This window comes from Arenibaculum pallidiluteum, assembly GCF_017355985.1.
Taxonomy (GTDB): domain Bacteria; phylum Pseudomonadota; class Alphaproteobacteria; order Azospirillales; family Azospirillaceae; genus Arenibaculum; species Arenibaculum pallidiluteum.
Genome location: NZ_JAFIQU010000014.1, coordinates 25,164 through 43,868, shown reverse-complemented (window position 1 = coordinate 43,868; position 18,705 = coordinate 25,164). Strand labels below are relative to the sequence as shown.

The 18,705-nt window shown below is 70.7% G+C and carries 16 protein-coding genes; 9 read left to right on the top strand and 7 right to left on the bottom strand.

Going from position 1 to position 18,705, the window contains the following annotated elements; all coding sequences use genetic code 11:
• The first annotated feature begins 107 nt into the window (after positions 1–107).
• On the top strand, positions 108–2,426 hold the full coding sequence (locus JUB13_RS22520; RefSeq protein ID WP_207482889.1) for an ATP-binding protein: 2,319 nt from the start codon (positions 108–110) through the stop codon (positions 2,424–2,426).
• On the opposite strand, the gene JUB13_RS22515 is transcribed toward JUB13_RS22520, so the two are convergent.
• Positions 2,341–3,291 carry a crotonase/enoyl-CoA hydratase family protein gene (locus JUB13_RS22515; protein ID WP_207482887.1) on the bottom strand — a complete coding sequence of 317 codons (951 nt, stop codon included), beginning with the start codon at positions 3,289–3,291 and terminating at the stop codon, positions 2,341–2,343. The two genes, JUB13_RS22520 and JUB13_RS22515, sit on opposite strands and share 86 nt — an antisense overlap.
• 199 nt (positions 3,292–3,490) lie before the next feature.
• Between JUB13_RS22515 and JUB13_RS22510 the strand changes: the two genes are divergently transcribed.
• Positions 3,491–4,906 (top strand): response regulator, encoded by a 1,416-nt coding sequence (locus tag JUB13_RS22510; RefSeq protein ID WP_207482885.1) that lies wholly within the window; start codon positions 3,491–3,493, stop codon positions 4,904–4,906.
• Between the two features lie 34 nt (positions 4,907–4,940).
• Here the strand turns inward: JUB13_RS22510 and JUB13_RS22505 are convergent, their stop codons facing one another.
• The 5 genes from JUB13_RS22505 to JUB13_RS22485 all read right to left on the bottom strand — a co-directional run bounded on the left by JUB13_RS22505 (position 4,941) and on the right by JUB13_RS22485 (position 7,971).
• Positions 4,941–5,363, bottom strand: coding sequence for a CopD family protein (locus JUB13_RS22505; protein WP_207482883.1), 423 nt, complete (start codon positions 5,361–5,363; stop codon positions 4,941–4,943).
• A 4-nt stretch (positions 5,364–5,367) separates the two neighbouring features.
• Positions 5,368–6,165: a DUF6010 family protein gene (locus tag JUB13_RS22500; protein ID WP_207482881.1), complete on the bottom strand. Its 798-nt coding sequence runs from the start codon at positions 6,163–6,165 to the stop codon at positions 5,368–5,370.
• A 19-nt stretch (positions 6,166–6,184) separates the two neighbouring features.
• The gene (locus JUB13_RS22495) at positions 6,185–6,775 is read right to left on the bottom strand and encodes a TetR/AcrR family transcriptional regulator (RefSeq protein WP_207482879.1); all 591 of its coding nucleotides are present in this window, start codon (positions 6,773–6,775) and stop codon (positions 6,185–6,187) included.
• A gap of 116 nt (positions 6,776–6,891) precedes the next feature.
• Positions 6,892–7,497: a glutathione transferase GstA gene (gene gstA, locus JUB13_RS22490; RefSeq protein WP_207482877.1), complete on the bottom strand. Its 606-nt coding sequence runs from the start codon at positions 7,495–7,497 to the stop codon at positions 6,892–6,894.
• A gap of 33 nt (positions 7,498–7,530) precedes the next feature.
• Positions 7,531–7,971 carry a DoxX family protein gene (locus tag JUB13_RS22485; RefSeq protein ID WP_207482875.1) on the bottom strand — a complete coding sequence of 147 codons (441 nt, stop codon included), beginning with the start codon at positions 7,969–7,971 and terminating at the stop codon, positions 7,531–7,533.
• 87 nt (positions 7,972–8,058) lie between these two features.
• On the opposite strand from JUB13_RS22485, the gene JUB13_RS22480 reads away from it, so the two are divergent.
• Positions 8,059–8,967, top strand: a complete 909-nt coding sequence (locus JUB13_RS22480; RefSeq protein ID WP_207482873.1) for a LysR family transcriptional regulator — start codon at positions 8,059–8,061, stop codon at positions 8,965–8,967.
• 160 nt (positions 8,968–9,127) lie between these two features.
• On the opposite strand, the gene JUB13_RS22475 is transcribed toward JUB13_RS22480, so the two are convergent.
• On the bottom strand, positions 9,128–9,427 hold the full coding sequence (locus tag JUB13_RS22475) for a hypothetical protein (protein ID WP_207482871.1): 300 nt from the start codon (positions 9,425–9,427) through the stop codon (positions 9,128–9,130).
• 341 nt (positions 9,428–9,768) lie between these two features.
• On the opposite strand from JUB13_RS22475, the gene JUB13_RS22470 reads away from it, so the two are divergent.
• The 6 genes from JUB13_RS22470 (at position 9,769) to JUB13_RS22445 (ending at position 18,431) form a co-directional block, all read left to right on the top strand.
• Positions 9,769–10,533 carry a Crp/Fnr family transcriptional regulator gene (locus tag JUB13_RS22470; protein WP_207482869.1) on the top strand — a complete coding sequence of 255 codons (765 nt, stop codon included), beginning with the start codon at positions 9,769–9,771 and terminating at the stop codon, positions 10,531–10,533.
• 270 nt (positions 10,534–10,803) lie between these two features.
• Positions 10,804–11,436, top strand: a complete 633-nt coding sequence (locus tag JUB13_RS22465) for a hypothetical protein (RefSeq protein ID WP_207482867.1) — start codon at positions 10,804–10,806, stop codon at positions 11,434–11,436.
• Between the two features lie 27 nt (positions 11,437–11,463).
• Entirely contained in the window at positions 11,464–12,762 is a 1,299-nt protein-coding gene (locus JUB13_RS22460) for a gluzincin family metallopeptidase (protein WP_207482865.1), read from the top strand.
• 16 nt (positions 12,763–12,778) lie between these two features.
• Complete coding sequence (locus JUB13_RS22455; protein WP_207482863.1) at positions 12,779–16,096, top strand: adenylate/guanylate cyclase domain-containing protein; 3,318 nt, start codon at positions 12,779–12,781, stop codon at positions 16,094–16,096.
• On the top strand, positions 16,093–17,313 hold the full coding sequence (locus JUB13_RS22450; RefSeq protein WP_207482861.1) for a YcaO-like family protein: 1,221 nt from the start codon (positions 16,093–16,095) through the stop codon (positions 17,311–17,313). The genes JUB13_RS22455 and JUB13_RS22450 overlap by 4 nt, the downstream gene beginning before the upstream one ends.
• Positions 17,310–18,431 (top strand): TfuA-like protein, encoded by a 1,122-nt coding sequence (locus tag JUB13_RS22445; protein ID WP_207482859.1) that lies wholly within the window; start codon positions 17,310–17,312, stop codon positions 18,429–18,431. The genes JUB13_RS22450 and JUB13_RS22445 overlap by 4 nt, the downstream gene beginning before the upstream one ends.
• The last annotated feature ends 274 nt before the right edge of the window (positions 18,432–18,705 follow it).

Here is an 18,705-nt window from a genome sequence, read left to right as displayed (position 1 = left end):
GCGGTGTTGACGCTGCGATGCGCCAAAGGTCAAGAAGCGCGGGCGTCGCGTCCCTTCCAGGCCCCCCCGCGCCGGACCGGCCGGGCCGCGATGCCCGCTTCGGCGGCTTGCGGGGGTGGCGCGGCATCCTCGTGGTCTCGGTGCTCGTGGGCTCCCTGGGCTTCGCGGTCTGCACCCGGGCCGCGGGCCTCTGGGCGGATGCCCCGGCGCTCGTCGCGGGGCTCGCCGCATCGCTGCTGGCGCCGGCGCTTCTGGTCGCGCTGCTCGCGGCGCGCCCTGGGCCGGACGGGGCGTCGGGTGTTGGCGGCCATGTCGATGCGGTCCTGGGGGCAAGGGCCGATTCCGAGCACGACCAGAACATCGTGCGCATCGGCCTGGTGCTCTGCGTCTTCGCCTATGTCTGCGTGAGCTATCTGGCCGGCCGAGACGCCGCGCTGCTCGACGTGGTGCTCACCTATCCCGCGATCCAGGGCCTTTCCTACCTGCTGTTCGTCCACATCGTGCTGGATCCGGCGCCGTCGGAATGGCGGCGCGTCGTCGGCAATCTGGCCGATGTCGGCTTCGTGTCCCTGTTCCTGCATCTCGGCGGGGCCGCGGCGGCGGCGTGGTATCCGATCTATCTCTGGGTCACGCTGGGCAACGGCTTCCGCTACGGCACGCGGGCGCTGGCGATCTCCGCCGTCCTGAGCCTCCTCGGCTTCGCCCTGGTTGTCGCCTCCACCCCCATCTGGCGCGGTCTTCCCCATCTGTCCGTCGGGCTCCTGATCGCCCTGGGCGTCATCCCGGCCTACGCCGCCTCGCTGATCCGCCGGCTGGTCGAGGCGAAGAGCGAGGCCGAGGCCGCCAACCGGTCGAAGGGCCGCTTTCTCGCGACCGTCACCCACGAGCTCCGCACGCCGCTGACCGCCATTGTCGGCGCAGCCGAGCTGCTGCGCTCCTCGCCCGGGCGCGTCGACCCTCGCGAAGTCGCGGACACCGTGCGCGGCGCCGCCGACGGGCTGCTCGACCTCGTCGGCGACATCTTGGACCTGGCCCAGGTCGAGGAGGGGCGGCTGCGGGTCGAGGCCGCGCCCTTCGCGCCGGCGCAGCTGATCTTCGAATGCCGCGAGATGGCGGCCATGGCGGCCTTCGGCAAGCCGATCCGGGTGGAGGTTCGGGTCGAGCCCGGGCTGCCCGAGCGCATTCTCGGCGATGCGCGCCGCCTCAGGCAGGTGCTGGCGAACCTTCTGGGCAACGCCGTGAAGTTCACGGAGCGTGGAAGTGTCACCCTGTCGGCCGCGCGCGGGGAGTTTCCCGGCGGCGCACCGGCGCTCGTGCTCGAGGTCGCCGACACCGGCATCGGCATCGCGCCCGGGAACCTGGAACGCATCTTCGAGCGCTTCACCCAGGCCGACGAGGAGATCAACCGCGCCTATGGCGGGGCGGGGCTGGGGCTCGCGATCTCGCGCCAGCTCGTCTCGCTGATGGGCGGCCGCGTCACCGCCGAGAGCACGGTGGGGGTGGGCAGCCGCTTCCGGATTCTGCTGCCCCTCGTGGAGGCGCCGGCCGCGGCCGAGCAGGAGCAGGACCGGCCGGGGCTCACGGTCCTCGTCGCCGACGACAACCCCGTGAACCGGCAGATCCTCGGAAGCATGCTGACGGCGCTGGGCCATCGGGCCGAGCTGGCCGTGGATGGCGAGGACGCCCTCGACAGGCTTGCCCAGGGCGGCTACGACGCCGTGCTGCTGGACATGAACATGCCGCGCAAGAGCGGTCTCGACGTGAGCCGGCTGTGGCGCTTCATGGAGCCCGCGGGGAACCGGCTTCCGATCCTGGCCCTGACCGCCGAGGCGACCGAGGAGGCCCGGCGGCTCTGCGCCGAGGCGGGGATGGACGGGTTCCTCTCGAAGCCGATCACCCTGGACGGGCTGCGCCAAGCCTTGGCGGGACTTGATTCCCTGCGCCAGCCCGGGGGCGCCCCGATTGGGGAAGGGCCGGCGATCGGGGCGCCGCTGGGATCGGATCCGGGGCCGGATCCCGAGGATCCCGTGCTGGACGCGCGCATGCTGGACCAACTCGTCCAGGTGACCGGCGATGCCGTGGTCGTCGACGGCATCATCGCGGACTTCCTCAGTGACGGAGCCGGCATCGTCGCCGCGCTGAAGACGGCTGCCGCGGGGCGCGACCGCGCCGCCTTCCGCGACCACGCCCACGCGCTGCGCAGCAGCGCCGGCTATCTCGGTGGGGTCCGGCTTTCGCGCCTGCTGGCGGCGGCCCAGACCGGGCGCGCCGCGGCCGAGCGGGCGGCCGGTGCGTCGGGCGCAGGCGACGGCGCGCTGGCGGATGCCATCGACGACGAGTTCAGGCGGCTGCGCGAAGCGATTGCGGAATGGCGCGCGTCTGCCGGCTCTGGCGCCGGTCCTGGGCCGAGACCAGGCGCTCCATAGTGCGGAGGTCCTGCTCGCCGAGACCCATGGCCGTGTCCACCCAGAGGCCGACGATGTCCGCGAGCTCGCTATAGGTCAGCGGGTTGACGCGCCGGCGGGCCTGGTGGATCGCCCGCAGCGAGGCGTGCCGGCGATCGTTCCGCGCGATGAAGTCGCGCACGGCGTCCTCGCCGCAGCCGTCCTCGGCCAGCACGTCGACGATGCCCATCTCGTGAAGCTCCTCGGCCGTGTAGGTGCGGCCGCCGGTGATCATGCGCTCGGCCAGGGCCGGCGTGATCCGGCGCGACAGGAAGCTGAAGGCGCCCATGCCGGGGAAGAGGTTGAACATCACCTCGGGCAGGCCGAACCGCGCACTGCGCTCGGCGACGATCATGTTGCTGGACAGCGCCGCCTCGAAGCCGCCGCCCAAGGCGTTGCCCTGGACCAGCGCGATGGTCAGCAGCGGCAGGGACAGCGAGGTGTGGTTCGCCCAGCACTCGTCGATGCAGGCGGTCGCATAGGCCTCCAGCGCCGCCCGGTCGCGCAGCCGGATGGCGCGGCAGAACAGGGCGAGGTCGCCGCCGAGGTTGAAGACGCCGGGCTCGGTCGATCCGTAGACGACATAGCGCACGCGCCCCTCGGGCTCGGCGCGCAGCCCCTCGCGGAAGCTCCGCAGCGCGCCGAGCAGCGGCGCCGAGAAGTTCGGGCGGCCTGCGAAGCGGAAGCGACACCACATCGCGCCGATCTGCTCCTCGAAGGCCAGCTCGACGCCGGCCTCGGTCGCCGATGCTGGCATGGCGGTGCCATGGGTCGCCTCGGTCCAGCAGGGGGCCGCTTCGGAACGGGTCTCGGCGCGGTCCCACGTCTTCGGGTTACTCAGCAGCATGGCGTGCTCCTCGGACGGTGCGTCGGACCGACAGTCGGCCTGACTCGATGTTCGCTGCGGTCATCCAAAGGCCATTCCCGTAAAGCAAGGGTTAATTCGAAATAGTTACCTCATTCTTGCGCCTGGGCGATGCCCATCGCCGCCATCACCTTCTGTGAGGGAGAAATAAAATCCAGACGATGAAGGTAAAGGTTATCTCTTGATATCGCGGATCTACATCGTCGATGACCAGCGCACGAACAGAGAGGTCCTCGCCACTTTCTCCCGCGCGCTGGGTGGCGATCTCGATGTGCGTACTTTTTCAAGCCCCATAGAAATTCTTGAGCAGATTGCGGTCGATCCGCCCGACCTCGTGATCACCGACTTCAAAATGCCGGAGATCGACGGGGCCGAGCTGATCCGGCGTCTTCGGGCGGCGCCCATGACGGCCGACGTGCCCGTCATCGTCGTCACGACCTACGAGGATCGGGATGTCCGACACGCCGCGCTGGAGGCCGGCGCAACGGATTTCCTGCTGAGCCCGGTCGACCGGTGGGAGTTCCAGGCCCGCGCGCGCAATCTGCTGACCCTGCGGGCCCAGCAGCTCGCCATCGCGCGCCAGAGCCTGCGCGAGAGCGAGGCGCGCTTCCGGCTGCTGGTGGCCGGCATCGAGGACTACGCGATCTTCATGCTGGACGCGGCCGGCCGGGTGACGAGCTGGAACGCCGGCGCCCAGAAGATCTTCGGCTACACCGAGGAGGAGAGCGCCGATCTCGCCTTGGACGTGCTGGTCCCGCGCGAGGGAGCGGACGGCGCCTCGGCAGCGGAGCTGCTGGAGACGGCGGCGCGGACCGGCCGCGCCCGGCACGAGGGGTGGTTGACGCGCAAGGACGGCGAGCGGCTCTGCGCCGACGTCCTGGTCACCGCGCTCGTTCCGGATGCCCAATCGCGCAGCCGGTTCGGGGTCGTGGCCCACGACCTGACGCGCGTACGGCACATGAACGATTCGCTGCGCGCGGCTCTGTCCTCGTCCCGGGTCCTGCTGAAGGAGCTGCAGCACAGGGTCCGCAACAACCTCCAGGTCATCTCCTCGATCCTGCAGATGCAGCGGACCCGGGAGCGCAGCCGCCACACGCGCTCGATCCTGCTGCGGAACGAGTTCCGCATCGATGCCATGGCGCTGCTGTTCCGCAATCTCGCCGACCCGACCCGGGTCACCGACGTCGACCTCGTGAGCTGCCTGCGCGAACTCTGCGAGCTGCTGGAGCGCCAGGCGGACCGGCCCGGCGCGATCCCCATGACGGCTGAGTTCCCGCATCTGGCGCTGGAGATCGACGCGGCCGCGCCCTGCGTCCTGCTGGTCGAGGAGATCCTGCATACGTTGATCCTGCGGGCCGAGGGCGCGGCCTCGGCCGCCGTGTCCCTCGCCGGGGCGGAGGGCGGCTACGATCTGGCCTGCCGCATCGAGGGACGCAGGCCGGCATCCCGGGACGAGTTGGTCGGACGCCTGGAGCTCGGCGAGGCGGCGATCGAGGCCATGCTGGCGCGGCTGGACGCCACGCTCCTGGTCTCAGCCGACGAGGACGCGACCATGGTACGCCTGCATCTGCCGGCAGGGCTGTTCGCGGGCCATTGACGCGCGGTCCGCCGCCTTCGCCGCAATGCCGCGCCTAGATCGTCGCCCCGGGCTTCAGAACCGCGAGCACGGCAATGATGGCGGCGCCCAGCAGGATCCCGAGCCCGATCCGCGGTAAGGCTTGGAAGCCCGGGGTTCCACTTTCCCGCTCGAGCCGCCTGAGACGGCCGGCCTGAAGCCCGTGCAGTGCGGAGAGCCCGATCACCACCACAAGCTTGGCCATTAGCCAAGGGGCCGTGAACCAGCCGCCCGAGGACGCCGCCGCGAGGCCGAAGCCCCAGACCAGCAGCAGGGCCGGGCCCGTCGCGAGGCGGTCCCACCGCCGCACCGCCTGCACCAGATGGGGCGGCGCATCTTCCGCGAGGGCATGGAGCACGACCGACTGGGCCAGCAGGCCACCCACGAACACGAGGGCGCTGGCCACGTGCAGGGCCTTGAGCCAGAGATACGTATCCATGACCTCACCCGGCCGTGGCGCCGAGGGCTTCCGCCTTGCGCCGGAGAAGCCGCAGGTTGAAGAGGCCGCCCAGCGGGACGAAGGCAAGGAGGATCAGCCGGGCCGCGTCCTTCGACGGCCATCGATCCGGATCGGCCGCGATGGTCCGCAGGCTGATCCAGATGAAGGCGACGAAGGCCAGCCCGTGCAGCGGCCCCAGCGCACGCACGCCGAGATCCCAGCCGGCCAGGTGCTTGAGCGGCACGGCGACGAGGACCAGCGACGCCAGGGTGCCGGTCTCCACGACCGAGGCGATCCTGAGCCGCGCGAGCTGCCCGAGATCCTCCGCGGGCACCCTGCGGGCGCTCATGCCTGCCTCCCGACGCCGCCCGGGGGCACTGCGATGGTGCTTGCGCAGCAGGCCCCACACGTTCGGCGCCCCGGTCAGGTACCAGAGGGCGATCACGGGATCGCAGACGAAGCAGCCGAAGGAGGAATCGGGCACGAAGGGAATGATCGGGTTGCCATAGAGATCATGGGCCAGGTCCCAGCCGCTGTGGAGGAGCCAGGCCACGCCGGTCGCGCGATAGTCCGAGAGGCCCCGGTAGGCCAGCACCGTGATCGCGGCGCAGAAGACGAGTTCGAGGACCCCGAACCCGCCGGACAAATAGGCCGCGCCCGCGCCGGCCACGAAGATGGCGCTGAAGTTCCGGCGGGCCGGCTCCCGGACGAGCGAGCAGACGCCGATGAACATAAGGGCGATCAGGACGGGCAGGATCAGGCCCAGCGCGGTGACGGGGGTCGGCGTCGCAACAGGCATCATGGAGCCTTTCGGGACGAGGTCAGTCGGATGCGCCTGCGCGCCTCAGCAGCGCTTCAAAGGCCTGTTGGGCTCGCATGTCGGCCGAGGGGGCCCTGTTGAACCGCAGGGAGACGTGATGGCCGAGATAGATGCCGCAGAGCTCCCAGACGAACTGAGCGACGTCGAGATCGGCGGAGAGATGCCCGAGCTGGACGGCCTCCTGGACCGTCTGCCCCAGCAGGCCCCGCCAGGAGGCCTCCATCGCCGCGACGGCATCGCGGATCCCGCCCTCGACGTCGTCGAGCTCGAACATGGCGGCGGCAACGGGACAGCCGCCCTTCAGCCCCGCCCGGCTCGTCCAGCCGAGCCAGCCATTCACGAGGGCCCGGAGCCGCGGCAGCCCCGGCGGCATAGCCATGGCGGGGGAGACGATCTGCCGGTCCGCCAGTCTTCCGGATCGTTCGAGCAGGGCGAGTTGAACCGCGCCCTTCGAGCGAAAATGCGCGAACAGGCCGCTCTTCGAGAGGCCCACGCGCTCCGCGAGCGGTCCGAGTGAGATGCCGGAGAAGCCGCAGACGCTGAGGAGGTCGAGACCGGCTTCCAGGATGTTTTCGCGAGTCAGCTTGGCCATGTGCAGACAATACGACCGGTCGTGCTTTTCCTCAAGCGTGATCGGGGACGGCATCCCGCATGACCGGGATCGATCGCGGGGCCGGCCGGAGCCCGGCCCCGCGATCACGGCGGCACTCAGGCCAAGCCCTCGGCCGCAAGGGCCTGCCGCACCGCGGGGCGGGCCGCGACGCGGTCCAGGAAGGCGCGAATGCCCGGCCAGGGCGCGGTGTCCATTCCAAGAGGAGCAGCCCAGCGCATGACCGTGAAGGCATAGGCGTCGGCAGCGCCGAAGCTGGGCCCGGCCAGATACGCGTTGCCGGCTAGGCGATGCTCCAGCACCTCGAACCGGCGCGTCAGGGTCCCGATGGCGGCCTGGCGCACGGTTTCGTGGGCTGCCGGATTCCAGAGCGGGCTGAAACCCTTGTGGATCTCGGTCGCGATGAAGCCGATCCACTCCAGCGCGCGGTAGCGCTCCAGGGTGCCCGCCGGGGGCAGAAGCCCCGCCGCCGGGTTGCGGTCCGCGACGTACTGCAGAAGGGCCGAGACCTCGGTCAGCGCCGTGCCGTCGTCCAGGACCAGAGTGGGCACGTAGCCCTTCGGGTTGAGGGCGGGATAGTCCTGCCCGTCATCGGCCGTCCTGGTGGCGAGGTCGACCTTGACGAGGGTCGCCGGCAGGCCCGCCTCGCGCAGGGCGATATGCACGGCGAGAGAGCAGGCCCCGGGAGCATGGTAGAGCTTCATCTGCGTGGCTCCTTGCATGGAAAATGGTATGGATCAGCGGCCGAAGGCAGGGACCCCGGCGGCCGGCGCCGGCAGCGGACGGGACGGGCTGAGCGCGAAGGCGCCGTCGCCGAGCATGGCCTGCACCACGGCCAGGACCGTCAGGTAGGCGGGGTATTCCCAGCCGCCGTTGGCGGAGGCGAACATCCAGCCGTTCCCGGCATGGACCCAGACGGCACCCGCGAGGATCGGCGCAAGTGCGAGGGCCACCCAGCGCGTCTGAACGCCGAGGACGAGAAGCGTGCCCCCCGCGAGCTCCGCGGCGAAGACGACGTGGCCGAGGGCGCCGGGCAGGCCAAGGCTTTCGAAGAAGGCCGCATTGCCCGACAGCGTCATTACGAAGAGCTTCAGCGCCAGGCTGTGCGACAGGAACATCGTGCCGAGGGCGAGCCGCAGCACCAGGGCGGCATAGGGGGTGAGCCTGTGATCGGTCATGGCTTGGTTCCTCAGTTGTCGGGAACCAAGCTAGACGCTTTCGTGGGAACAAGTGATATTGAGCGTTCACAAGCGGAGCTTGCGCCGGTGCAAGAAAGGATCGGTTGGGACGGCATGCGCCTGGTTCTGGCGATCGGCACCACCGGCACGCTGACCGGCGCCGCGCGCAGCCTCGGGATCGATCACTCGACCGCATTCCGCTGGCTGGGCGCGCTGGAGGCGCGGTTGGGCGTGCGGCTTTTTGACAGGGCGCGCGACGGCTATGCGGCGACACCCGCCGGCGAGGCGATCATCGCGGCGGCCGCGCGCATGGATGCGGAACTCGCCGGACTGGAGCGCCTGCTGGCCGGGCAGGACCTTCGGCCCAGCGGCACGGTGCGGGTCACCACGACGGACACGCTGATCCCCGTGCTGATGCCGTGCCTCGCGGATTTCCGGCGGTCCTTTCCCGGGATCGTGCTGGAGGTCGTTGTCACGAACGCCTTCCTGAGCCTGACGCGACGCGACGCCGACGTGGCGATCCGGCCTGTCGCCGAGCCGCCCGACACGCTGGTCGGGCGCCGTGCCGCGACGATCGCGACCGCGGTCTACGCGGCGCGAGGCGCGGCCGGATCGCCGGAGCCCGAAACCCCGGACGATCCTGCCGGGCACGACTGGGTGGGGCCGGACGACAGCCTTGCGCATACGGGTTTCGCGAAATGGCAGCGCGGAGCTGCGCCGGAGGAGCGCGTGGTCCTCCGGGCGAGCACGCTGCTAGGCCTGCAGGCGGCGGTGCGGGCTGGGCTGGGGCGCGCGGCGCTTCCCTGCTTCCTGGCGGATCCCGATCCCGGGCTGCGCCGTATCGGCCATACGATCCCGGAGCTGGAGACCGGACTGTGGCTGCTGACCCATCCCGATCTCAGGAAGGTGGCCCGGATCCGGGCCTTCCTCGACTTCATGGCCGAGGAGATCGGACGCCGCCGCCCCCTCTTCGCGGGGCTCGTCACGGCCGGCTGAGTACGGGAGCCCGGGGGTGCGCCGGTCTCCGGGCCCCGATCTCTGCGTGTCGGTGCGGACAGGAGAAATCGCAGGGGACGATGGCGTCCCCTGCGATGTCAGGGCTCTCTATGCGCCGGGCGAGACGTTTAGCGGACCGGTTCGCTCAGGAGGTGCCGGGTCACTGGCGCGAGAAGGCGCCGGACACGGAGTCGTTGAAGTTGTTCTGGGCAGGCATCCGCTCGGCCCGATAGGCCGGCGCATCGTAGGCCGGGACCGCGTCAACGGCCGTCCGACCAGCCGAGGGCTGCGGCAGGTCGATCTTGGCGAGATCGCCCTGGGCTGCCCCGGTGCTCAGGGTAATGGCGCTCCGGTCCCAATCGACGCCGGGGAACATCGGATTGGGCGTGCCCTCGTCAGCGGCGGCTGCGCCGGCGGACAGGATGAGGGCGATGGACAAGGCATGGACGATGGTCTTCATGGTGACTCCCTTTCGTTGCATGGCCGCTCCGGCCGATGCCGGAGGCGGGATTTGGGCCGGCGGTGCCGGGCCGGGGTGCCCTGTCGGGCGGGTAAGCCGAACCCGGTCTCTCCGTGACCGTGGCTGGAGGATGTCCGAACCCGCCAGGCGCTTCCGTGGGGAATCCCACCAAACGGCGCTTCGCCGCCGCATACCGCGCGGAGGCAATCGCAACTCCGGGAGGGCGAGCGCGGATGCTTCGCTCGCGAAGGGTTCTTGTCCGCCGCCGCCGAAGGCGCATGATGGTCGACCGCGGGGTTGCATCGGCGGCCGATCCCGCGTTTCGGTCGAAGGGATGCGTCATGACCTCCAATCCGACCGCGGGTGAAGATCCCGCAGGAATCCATCCGCCGGGCGCGGCGGAGCCGGCAGCCCGGCGCGCGGAGCGGACGCTCGCACATGTGGCGCTGTTCCGGGACCTCGCGCCCGACGCGCTGGAGGCGCTGTCGGCGCGCTGCCGCTGGCGGCGCTTTTCATCGCGCGAGGAGATCCTGCGCTACGGCGACGAGACGACCGACGTCTTCTTCATCGTCCGGGGCCGCGTGCGCGTCACCTACTACTCCTTGGCCGGCAAGGAGGTCATGTTCCGCGACCTGTCGGCTGGCGAGCTCTTCGGCGAAATGTCGGCGATCGACGGCGAGCCGCGCTCGGCCAGCGTGATCGCGCTGACCGACACGTTGCTGGCGATGCTGACCGCCACCCAGTTCTGGGATGTCCTGCGTTCGCACGAGGCAGTGAACGCCGCGGTGATGCGCCGGCTGGCCGGGCTCGTCCGCGGGCTGACGATGCGCGTCGTCGAGGCCAGCACGCTCGCCGTGCGCAGCCGCATCCATGCCGAGATGCTCCGGTTGGCGCGTGCGGCAACGCCGGTGGGAAACCGCGCGGTGATCGCCAAGCGGCCGACCCATGCGGAGATCGCGAGCCGCATCGGCACGCACCGCGAGGCCGTGACGCGCGAGCTGAACCAGCTTCTGCGCGACGGCGTGCTGGAGAAGCACGGCAGCGTGCTGGTGGTCAGCGACATCGCGGCGCTGGAACGCATGATCGAGGACGTCAAGGGCGACTGAGGCGCAAGTCAGGGCAGGCTTGCGGCCGGGCTTGTCGAAAGTCGTGCCGGCGCCGAACGATGTACCGCCGGGCATCCAATCAGCGCCGCGCGCGGTTCCGGGCATGTGCCGGAACTAGCCGAAAAAGCACGTCATGGCGAAAATAGAATGTGCTACTTTCTGAGGAGAGATCTCAAAAATTGCGAATGTAATAAAAAATTTCTATCCAATCACAAAATTCCGCGCCAGTGATTTCGATGGGAGAAACCTTCGTGATCTGGAGTGCGCAACATGAGCATGATGGGTGAAGGGAACGGTGGCGGCCGCCCCACGGCTTCCGATCTGATCGTTTTCGGCGTTCCGCTGGACGATTCTGTGGCCTCGTTCCTGCCGGCGGGGCAGGTGGTCGAGGATCCCGTTCTGGTCAAGGTGGTGGCCTGCGGCCTCGCGGACGGTAGCGATCCGCAGAAGCTTCGAGCCCCCGAATGGTATGTGCTTCCGGGCCGCGGACAGGAGGCGGGGCCCGAAGCGCCGTCAACCGAGGCGGGCCTGCGCGCTTGGACGATCCCCGCGGACAAGCGTGTGGTTCGCCTGCGCACGGATGCGCGGGAAGCGGGGGCCCTGCTGTTCGGGCGGATGCCCGGTCTCGTCGACCCCACCAGCGCGGTGACGCTGATTCGTGGCGCGGACGGCGCACTTTACAAGATCGATCAGGACCTGGAGAGCTGCCTGGTCTCGGACGAGGCGGAGAAGGTGCAGCTTGGGCAGCTTCCCGGCCGACACCGTCCGGATCTTGTCGTGTCGCAGGCATGGCGCGGCGCCGCTTTCCTGTCCGGCCTGCGGATGCGCGCGGTGTTCCAGGGACCCGGCGGCGAGACGGTGTCCAGGCATGGCTTCTACCATTCCGAGAACGATAAGCACTAACCCGCGCCGTTTCTGAGGGGGTGCAGCATGTCCCGAGACCTCGACGACCGGATCGCCGCGACCGGCGCCCGGTTCCTGATCTATCCGCAGCCGCCCTGGGTCGCCGGCTTCGAGCATCCGGAGGAGGTGGTCGTCTCCACGCCGGCGGACCGGATCATGCCCGGGCCCTCCGACGGCCGCATGCACGTCGTCGATGCCGAGGGCAAGGTGCCCTACGACGACGATACCTTTCCGCCCTATCTCGGCCCGGCTCGGCCCAAAGCCAAGCCGCGGGAAGGCGGCTTCGTCCATTTCGACAGATCGCTGCCCTACCAGCGCCTGTTCGAGGAGCCCGGCTTCCGGGCAGCGCACATGTACGGCGTCGCGCGACGTGTGCTCGACATCTGGGAGGATTATTTCGGCAGCCCGGTCGAGTGGTATTTCCGCAGCCTCTACCCATCGCTCGAGCTGATCCCCGCGGCGGAGTTCGACAACGCCCAGGCGGGTTTCGGCTACGTGGAGGCCGGTTTCGTCACGCAAGGCGACGCGCGGCTGCCCTTCAGCCTGAACTTCGACGCCGTCGCGCACGAAATCGGCCACGTGATCCTGATGTCTCGGGTGGGCATCCCGCTGCCCGGGGCGACGACGGCCGAGTTCCGCGCCTTCCATGAATCCGCGGCCGATCTCGTCGCCATCGTGGCGCTTCTGCATTCGGATGGCGTGGTCGAGCGGGTGCTGGCGGGCTCGCGGGGCAATCTCTACACGCTGAACGAGCTGAACCGAATTGGCGAACTGCTTGAGAACCGCCAATTCCGCCTTGCCGCGAACACGCTCCGCCTCTCGGAAATGCCGGCCGCCAGAAAGAGCCTGGACCAGTTGACCGACGCCGAGGTGCACGAGCTCAGCCAGCCCCTGACTGGGGCCTTCTACGACCTGTTGGTCGGGATCTACCAGATGATGCTGAAGGAGCGGGGCCTGATCGGGCCGGAGATCCTGGAGCGGTCCGGCCAGTCCACCTCGCGTGCCTATGCCGAGCTGGAGGGCGACGCTCCGGAGATCCAGGCGGCCTTCGACGCAGCCTTCGAGGGCCGGGAGACGGAGTTCAAGGAAGCCCTGCTGGCAGCGCGCGACGTGCTGGGGCGCTGCATGGCCCGAGCATGGGACGGGTTCGGTCCCGAATACGTGACCTTCGCCGGCCTCGCCGGACGTGTGCTCGCAGCCGAGCGGGCGCTGACGGGCGGCAAGTACGCGGACGAGTGCCTGGCCTGCTTCCTGTGGCGGGACATCGCTCCTGCCGGGGAAGCCGTCGTCGGGGAGCGCGAGGCCGTCCCGACGGTGGCGGCCTGATCGGGCCGCGGCCGCGATGCAGTGCTCCGCCTGCGGTGCGGCCTGGTCCGACGACGCCCAATTCTGCACCCGGTGCGGGGCGCCGCGCCGGCTGCGCTGCTCGTCCTGCGGGCGCGAGAACCCGCCCGGGGCGACCTTCTGCGGCGGCTGCGGGACGCGCCTCGCAGCGGCGGCATCACCCCAACCTGCGCCGCGCGAGGCCGAGCGGCGAAACCTGACGGTGGTCTTCGCCGACCTCGTCGGCTCGTCAGGGCTGGTGGCGAGCCTCGATCCCGAGGAGTACGGGGCGTTGGTCGCAGCCTATCACCGGCTTAGCGCGGCCATCGTGTCCCGCTACGAGGGAACGATCGCCCAGTTCCTGGGAGACGGAATCCTCGCCTATTTCGGCTATCCAACGGCTCACGAAGACGATGCCGAGCGGGCGGTGCGGGCAGGTCTGGAGATCGTCGAGGGGATGTCCGGCGACCGGTCGGGCCGGGGCCGGCCGCTGCAGGTGCGCATCGGCATTGCTACGGGGCTGGTCGTGGCGACCCCGGCGTCGCAGGAGGCGGCGGGGGAGCCCTCCGCCGTGGGCGAGGCGTTGCACACGGCTGCGCGTCTGCAGACACTGGCCCCGCCGGGCGGCGTGCTGATCACCGAGGCTACGCATCAGCTCCTGGGAGGGCTCTTTGAATGCCGCGAGCTCGGCTGGCAGGAGCTGCGCGGTTTTCCCCGTTCCGTGCGCGTCTGGCAGGTGCTCGGCGAGAGCCAGGTCGAAAGCCGCTTCGAGGCCCTGCGGCCGGGCGAGCGAACGCCCTTCGTGAACCGACGCGACGAGCTTGCCGTCCTGCTCGGCCGCTGGGCCGAGGCCAAGCGCCAAGCGGGGCAGGTGGTCCTGGTCGCCGGCGACGCAGGGATCGGCAAGTCGCGTCTGATCCAGGCCTTCCGCCAGCGCCTCGGTCGCGACGGGCATACCGTGCTGTGCCTGGAGGCCTCCTCGTACCGCCAGAATACCCCCTTCCATCCCGTGATCCGCTGGATCGAGCGCTCGGCCCGGCTCGAGCGCGACGAACAGCCCCGTCAACGGCTTGAGAAGCTCAGGCAGTGGCTGGCGGCGGACGGCCAGAAGGCGATCGCCGCCGAGGACCTGTCCTCCGATCTCTCGGGCGGCCGCAGCGACGACTCCGCCGAGGCCGCCTTCCCGGGCGAACGTGCCCTGAAGTTCAAGGAGCGGCTGACGCAGACGATGCTCGGTCACCTGTCGCGGCTGGCCCGCGAGGGGCCGGTGCTGTTCCTCGTGGAGGACGTGCACTGGCTTGACCCCTCGACCCGGGAGCTCGTCGCCCAGGTCGGGCGGATGGCCCACGATGCGCGCATCCTCGTCGTCCTCACCCTGCGCCCCGACGACCTGCAGGATGCCGACTGGCCCGGCGCCACCATCGTTCGGCTGGATCCGCTGACGCGCGCACACAGCTCCGCCCTGGTCGCCGGCCTCGCCCCCGCGCGGCTGCCGCCGGAACTCGTCGCATGGATCCTGGAGCATACCGGCGGCATCCCGCTCTTCCTGGAGGAGCTGACCCAGACCGTCCTGGAGACGCGGGACGAGGGGACGAGCGCCCCGCCGGCGATCCCGCCGACGCTGCGCGATTTCCTGGCCGCCCGGCTGGACCGGCTGGGGCCCGCCAGGGACGTGGCGCAGACGGCGGCGGTGATCGGCCGCACCTTCGCCTTCGACCTGCTGGCGGCCGTCGTCCCGATGGCGCAGGAGGACCTGCGCCGCGCGCTGGACGACCTGCTGCGCACCGGCCTGATCCGCCGCCATTCGGCGGAGGAGGAAAGCTACGACTTCAAGCACAAGCTGCTGCAGGAGGCCGCCTATGAGGGCCTGCTGCTGAGCCGCCGCTCCGGCCTGCACGCGCTGATCGCCCGCACGCTGGAGGAGCGATTCCCGGCCGTCACCGAATCCAACCCCGAGATCCTGGCTCATCACTGGGGGGCCGCCGGGCAGGCCGCGCCGGCGGTCGAATACTGGCTGCGCGCGGGGCAGCGGGCCGGTTCCCGCTCGGCCAATGCCGAGGCCGCCGGTCACTTGCGCAAGGGGCTGGAGTGCCTGGCCACGCTGCCCGAGACGGAAGAGACCCTGTGGCAGGCCCTGCGGCTGCTGATCGCGCTGGGCCCGGCGCTAATCGCCACGCACGGTCCAGGAGCCGAGGAGGTCGCGCGCGTCTACGACCAGGCGCTCGGCCTGTGCGCCCGCCTGCCGGGAGCGGCCGAGCATTTCACGGCCCATTGGGGCTGGTGGCGGGTCTCGCCCAACTTCCGGGTGATGCGCGAGCGGGCCGACCGGCTGCTCGCCCTGGCGGAGACGCTTCGCGATCCCGGCCTGCGGCTCCAGGCCCATCACAGCCAGTGGGCGACCCTGTTCAACCTGGGAGACCAGGAAGCATGCGTGCGCCACATCGAGGCCGGGCTCGAGCTCTACCGCCAGGACGACTACCGCAAGCACGCGGTTTCCTATGGCGGGCATGACCCGAAGGTTTGTGCCTGCGGCGAGCACGGCCTGTCGCTTTGGCTCCTGGGCCATCCCGCGCGCGCCCGACAGCGGGTCCGCGTGGCGGTGATCTGGGCGCGCATGCTCCGCCATGGCGGCAGCATGATGCATGCGATGGACATCGATCTGATGCTCGGCCGCTATCTCCGCGACGTCCGGGCGGTCCGCATCGCGGCCGAGGAGATGATGGTCTTCGCCCGCGAGCACGGCTTCGCCGACCACGGCGCCAAGGCGCTTCTGTTCCGCGGCTGGGCGCGTGCCCTCGACGGCGAGCTGAAGGCCGGCATCGCCGAGATGACCGAGGGGATCGAGCGGCAGCGGCAGATTGGCACCACCGAGGATTTCCCGGTCTACTACGAGATGCTGGCCGAGGTGATGGGCCGCGCGGGCAGGGCCCAGGAGGGGCTGACCCTGATCGGCGAGGCGCTGGACCTGGTGGAGCGCAACGGGCTGCTCTACTGGCGCGCCGAGCTCTACAGGCGCCGAGGCGAGCTGCTGCTCGCCGGCGATGCCGATCTGGCCGAGGCGGAAGGCGACCTCCGCAAGGCCCTGGCCGTCGCGCGGGCCCAGAAGGCGCGCTCGCTCGAGCTGCGCGCGGCGACGAGTCTCGCGGGGCTGCTGGCGCGCAGGGATCAGGCCTCGTCCGCCTGGGAACTGATCGCGTCGGTGCTCGCCGGCTTCGCCGAGGGCTTCGAGACCTCCGACCTGCGGGAGGCGACCGCGCTGCGCGACGTTCTCGGCAAGACGCGCCGCGGGGGCCCGCGCGACGGCTCCCAGGCCGGACCGCGGGCGGCGCCGGCATGACCGGAGCGGACCCCTTCGCCAGCGAGGCCGGGGCGAAGCGGTACCGCCGCGGCACGCATCGGATCCGCGACCCCGAGGCGACCCTGGCATGGCTGCGCCCCCTGCTGCCGGCGATGGGCGTCACGCGGCTCGCCAACCTGACGGGGCTCGACCGGGTCGGCATTCCCGTTGTCGCGGCCTACCGCCCGAACGCGCGCTCGCTCAGCGTCTTCCAAGGCAAGGGGCTGGACCTCGCCGCCGCCAAGGTCTCGGCGGCCATGGAGGCGGTCGAGGCCTATCACGCCGAGCACGTCCTGCAGCCTTTGCTGCTGGCCAGCGCCGACGAGATGAGGCCGTCGCGTCCGCTGATCGACCTAGCGGGTCTGCCGCCTGCGCCCGGCGGCTGGGACCCCGGCCGGCAGATCCTGTGGATCGAGGGGCGCTGCCTGCGTAGCGGGGCGCCACTTTGGCTGCCCTACGAGACCGTGCATCTGAACCACACGCTGCCCCTGCCCACGGGCAGCGGATGCTTCGCCTCGGGCAGCAGCGGCCTGGGATCCGGGAACACCTGGTCGGAGGCGGTTCTCCAGGCGCTGTGCGAACTCCTGGAGCGCGACGCCACGGCGCGCTGGGCACGCCTGAGCCCGGCAGAGCGCGACGCGCGCGCCATCGACCTGACAACCGTTGGGAATCCCGACTGCCGGGAGCTTCTGGACCACTTCGCGCGCGCTGCCGTCACCGTGACTGCCTGGGATGTCACCTCCGGTTTCGGTGTGCCGGCTTTCCTGTGTCTGGTGGCGGACGGGGCGCCGGACGGCGGGGGGGACCTCGCCGACCCGGAGTTCGGGGCCGGCTGCCACCCCAGCCCGGCGGTTGCGCTGGCACGCGCCCTGGCCGAGGCGGCGCAGGTCCGCGCCACGGTGATCGCCGGCGCGCGCGACGACATCCCACCCGACGCCTACACGCCGGCGTCTCGCGCGCGACGGCGCCGCAAGGCGGCGGCCGTCCTGCCCCTGGGGCGCCCCTTCCGCCGCTTCGATGTGGCGGCGGGCTGGGATTCCGGGACCGTCCCGGAAGACCTGGACGCGGTGCTGGCGCGTCTCGGCGATGCGGGGATCGATCCCGTTGCCGTCGACCTTACCCGGGACGGCCTCGGCATTCCGGTGGTCAGGACGGTCGCGCCCGGCCTGCTGGGCCCGGAATGGGACACCCCGGAGCCGCCGGGGGCGGTCCGATGAGGGCGTGCGTCTTCCTGGGGCCGACCCTGCCGCCGTCGCAGGCGCGGCTGCCGCCGGGCACGCTGTGCCGGCCACCTGCCGCGCAAGGCGACGTCCACCGCGCGATCGTCCGCGACGGCGCCACCGCGATCGCCATCGTGGACGGGTATTTCCGCCAGCGGCCCGCGGTCTGGCACAAGGAGATCCTGTGGGCGATGGAGCGCGGCGTGCCCGTTCTTGGCGCCGCCAGCATGGGCGCGCTGCGGGCGGCCGAACTCGCGCCCTTCGGCATGCTCGGCATCGGCCGCATCTTCGAGGCCTACCGCGACGGGGTGCTGGAGCCCTATGCGGAGGAGCCATTCGAGGACGACGACGAGGTCGCGGTCCTGCATGGGCCGGAGGAGACCGGCTATCTCGCCCTGTCCGAGTCCATGGTCAACATCCGCTGCACGCTTGCCCGCGCCGAGGAGCAGGGCGTGATCGGCCGGCGCAGCCGCGATGCGCTGGTGCGCCGCGCCAAGGTCGCCTTCTATGCCGACCGGTCCTACGCGCGCCTCCTCGCGGAGGCGGCCGAGGTGCCGGCCGAGGTGTCGGCAGGGGAGCAGGCGGCCCTGGCGGCCTGGCTTCCGGGCGGGCGCGTGGACCAGAAACGCGCGGACGCGCTCGACCTGTTGTCGCGTCTGGCGGAGGTGGGGTCCGGTACCGTGCCGCAGGGCAGGTTCCGGCTGCAGCGCACGCTGTGCTGGCAGGAGGCTACGGCATACGCACGCCTCGATCCCGAGGAGAGGATGGCGCTGGACGAACTGCGCCTGACCGGTGAGCCCTATCTCCGTCTCAAGCGCGCCGCCGCGCCGCGCGACCTGCCGTCCCTCCTGCGCGAGCACGGGGAGTTCCAGCGCCTGGTGGTGCGCGGCATGGCGAAGGCGGCCGCACTTGCCGGCGAGCCCGCGCCGGACCGGGCGGAGGCACCGCCGGACCCACTCTCGCTGCTCCGCTGGCACTGGGCGCGGCAGGGAACGGCGCCCCCACCCGACCTCGATGCCTGGGCACGCTCCCTCGACTATCCCGACGCCGGCGCGTTCCTGGACACGCTGCTGGACGAATGGCTCTTCCTCCGCGACGCAAACGACATGCCTTGAGCGGGCGGCATGCCTGGAGGCGCCGGGAAGGTGTTTCATCCCCAGCCTTCCTGAGCAGCTTCCGCATCATGGCATGCGCCGGGCATGCGCCGGGCATGTGCCGGCTGGTACGGCATCGGGGATCGTCGGGGACCGTGATGCCCGCTCCCGAAAACGTCCGTTGCAATTAAGAGCGACTCGCAGTAGCTGGGTGGAGCCTGTCCGCGACTGCCCGGGTGAATCATGGCGCATGCGATGCCGGAAACGCTTTCCGCGGTCCGTGGGGAACCCACGG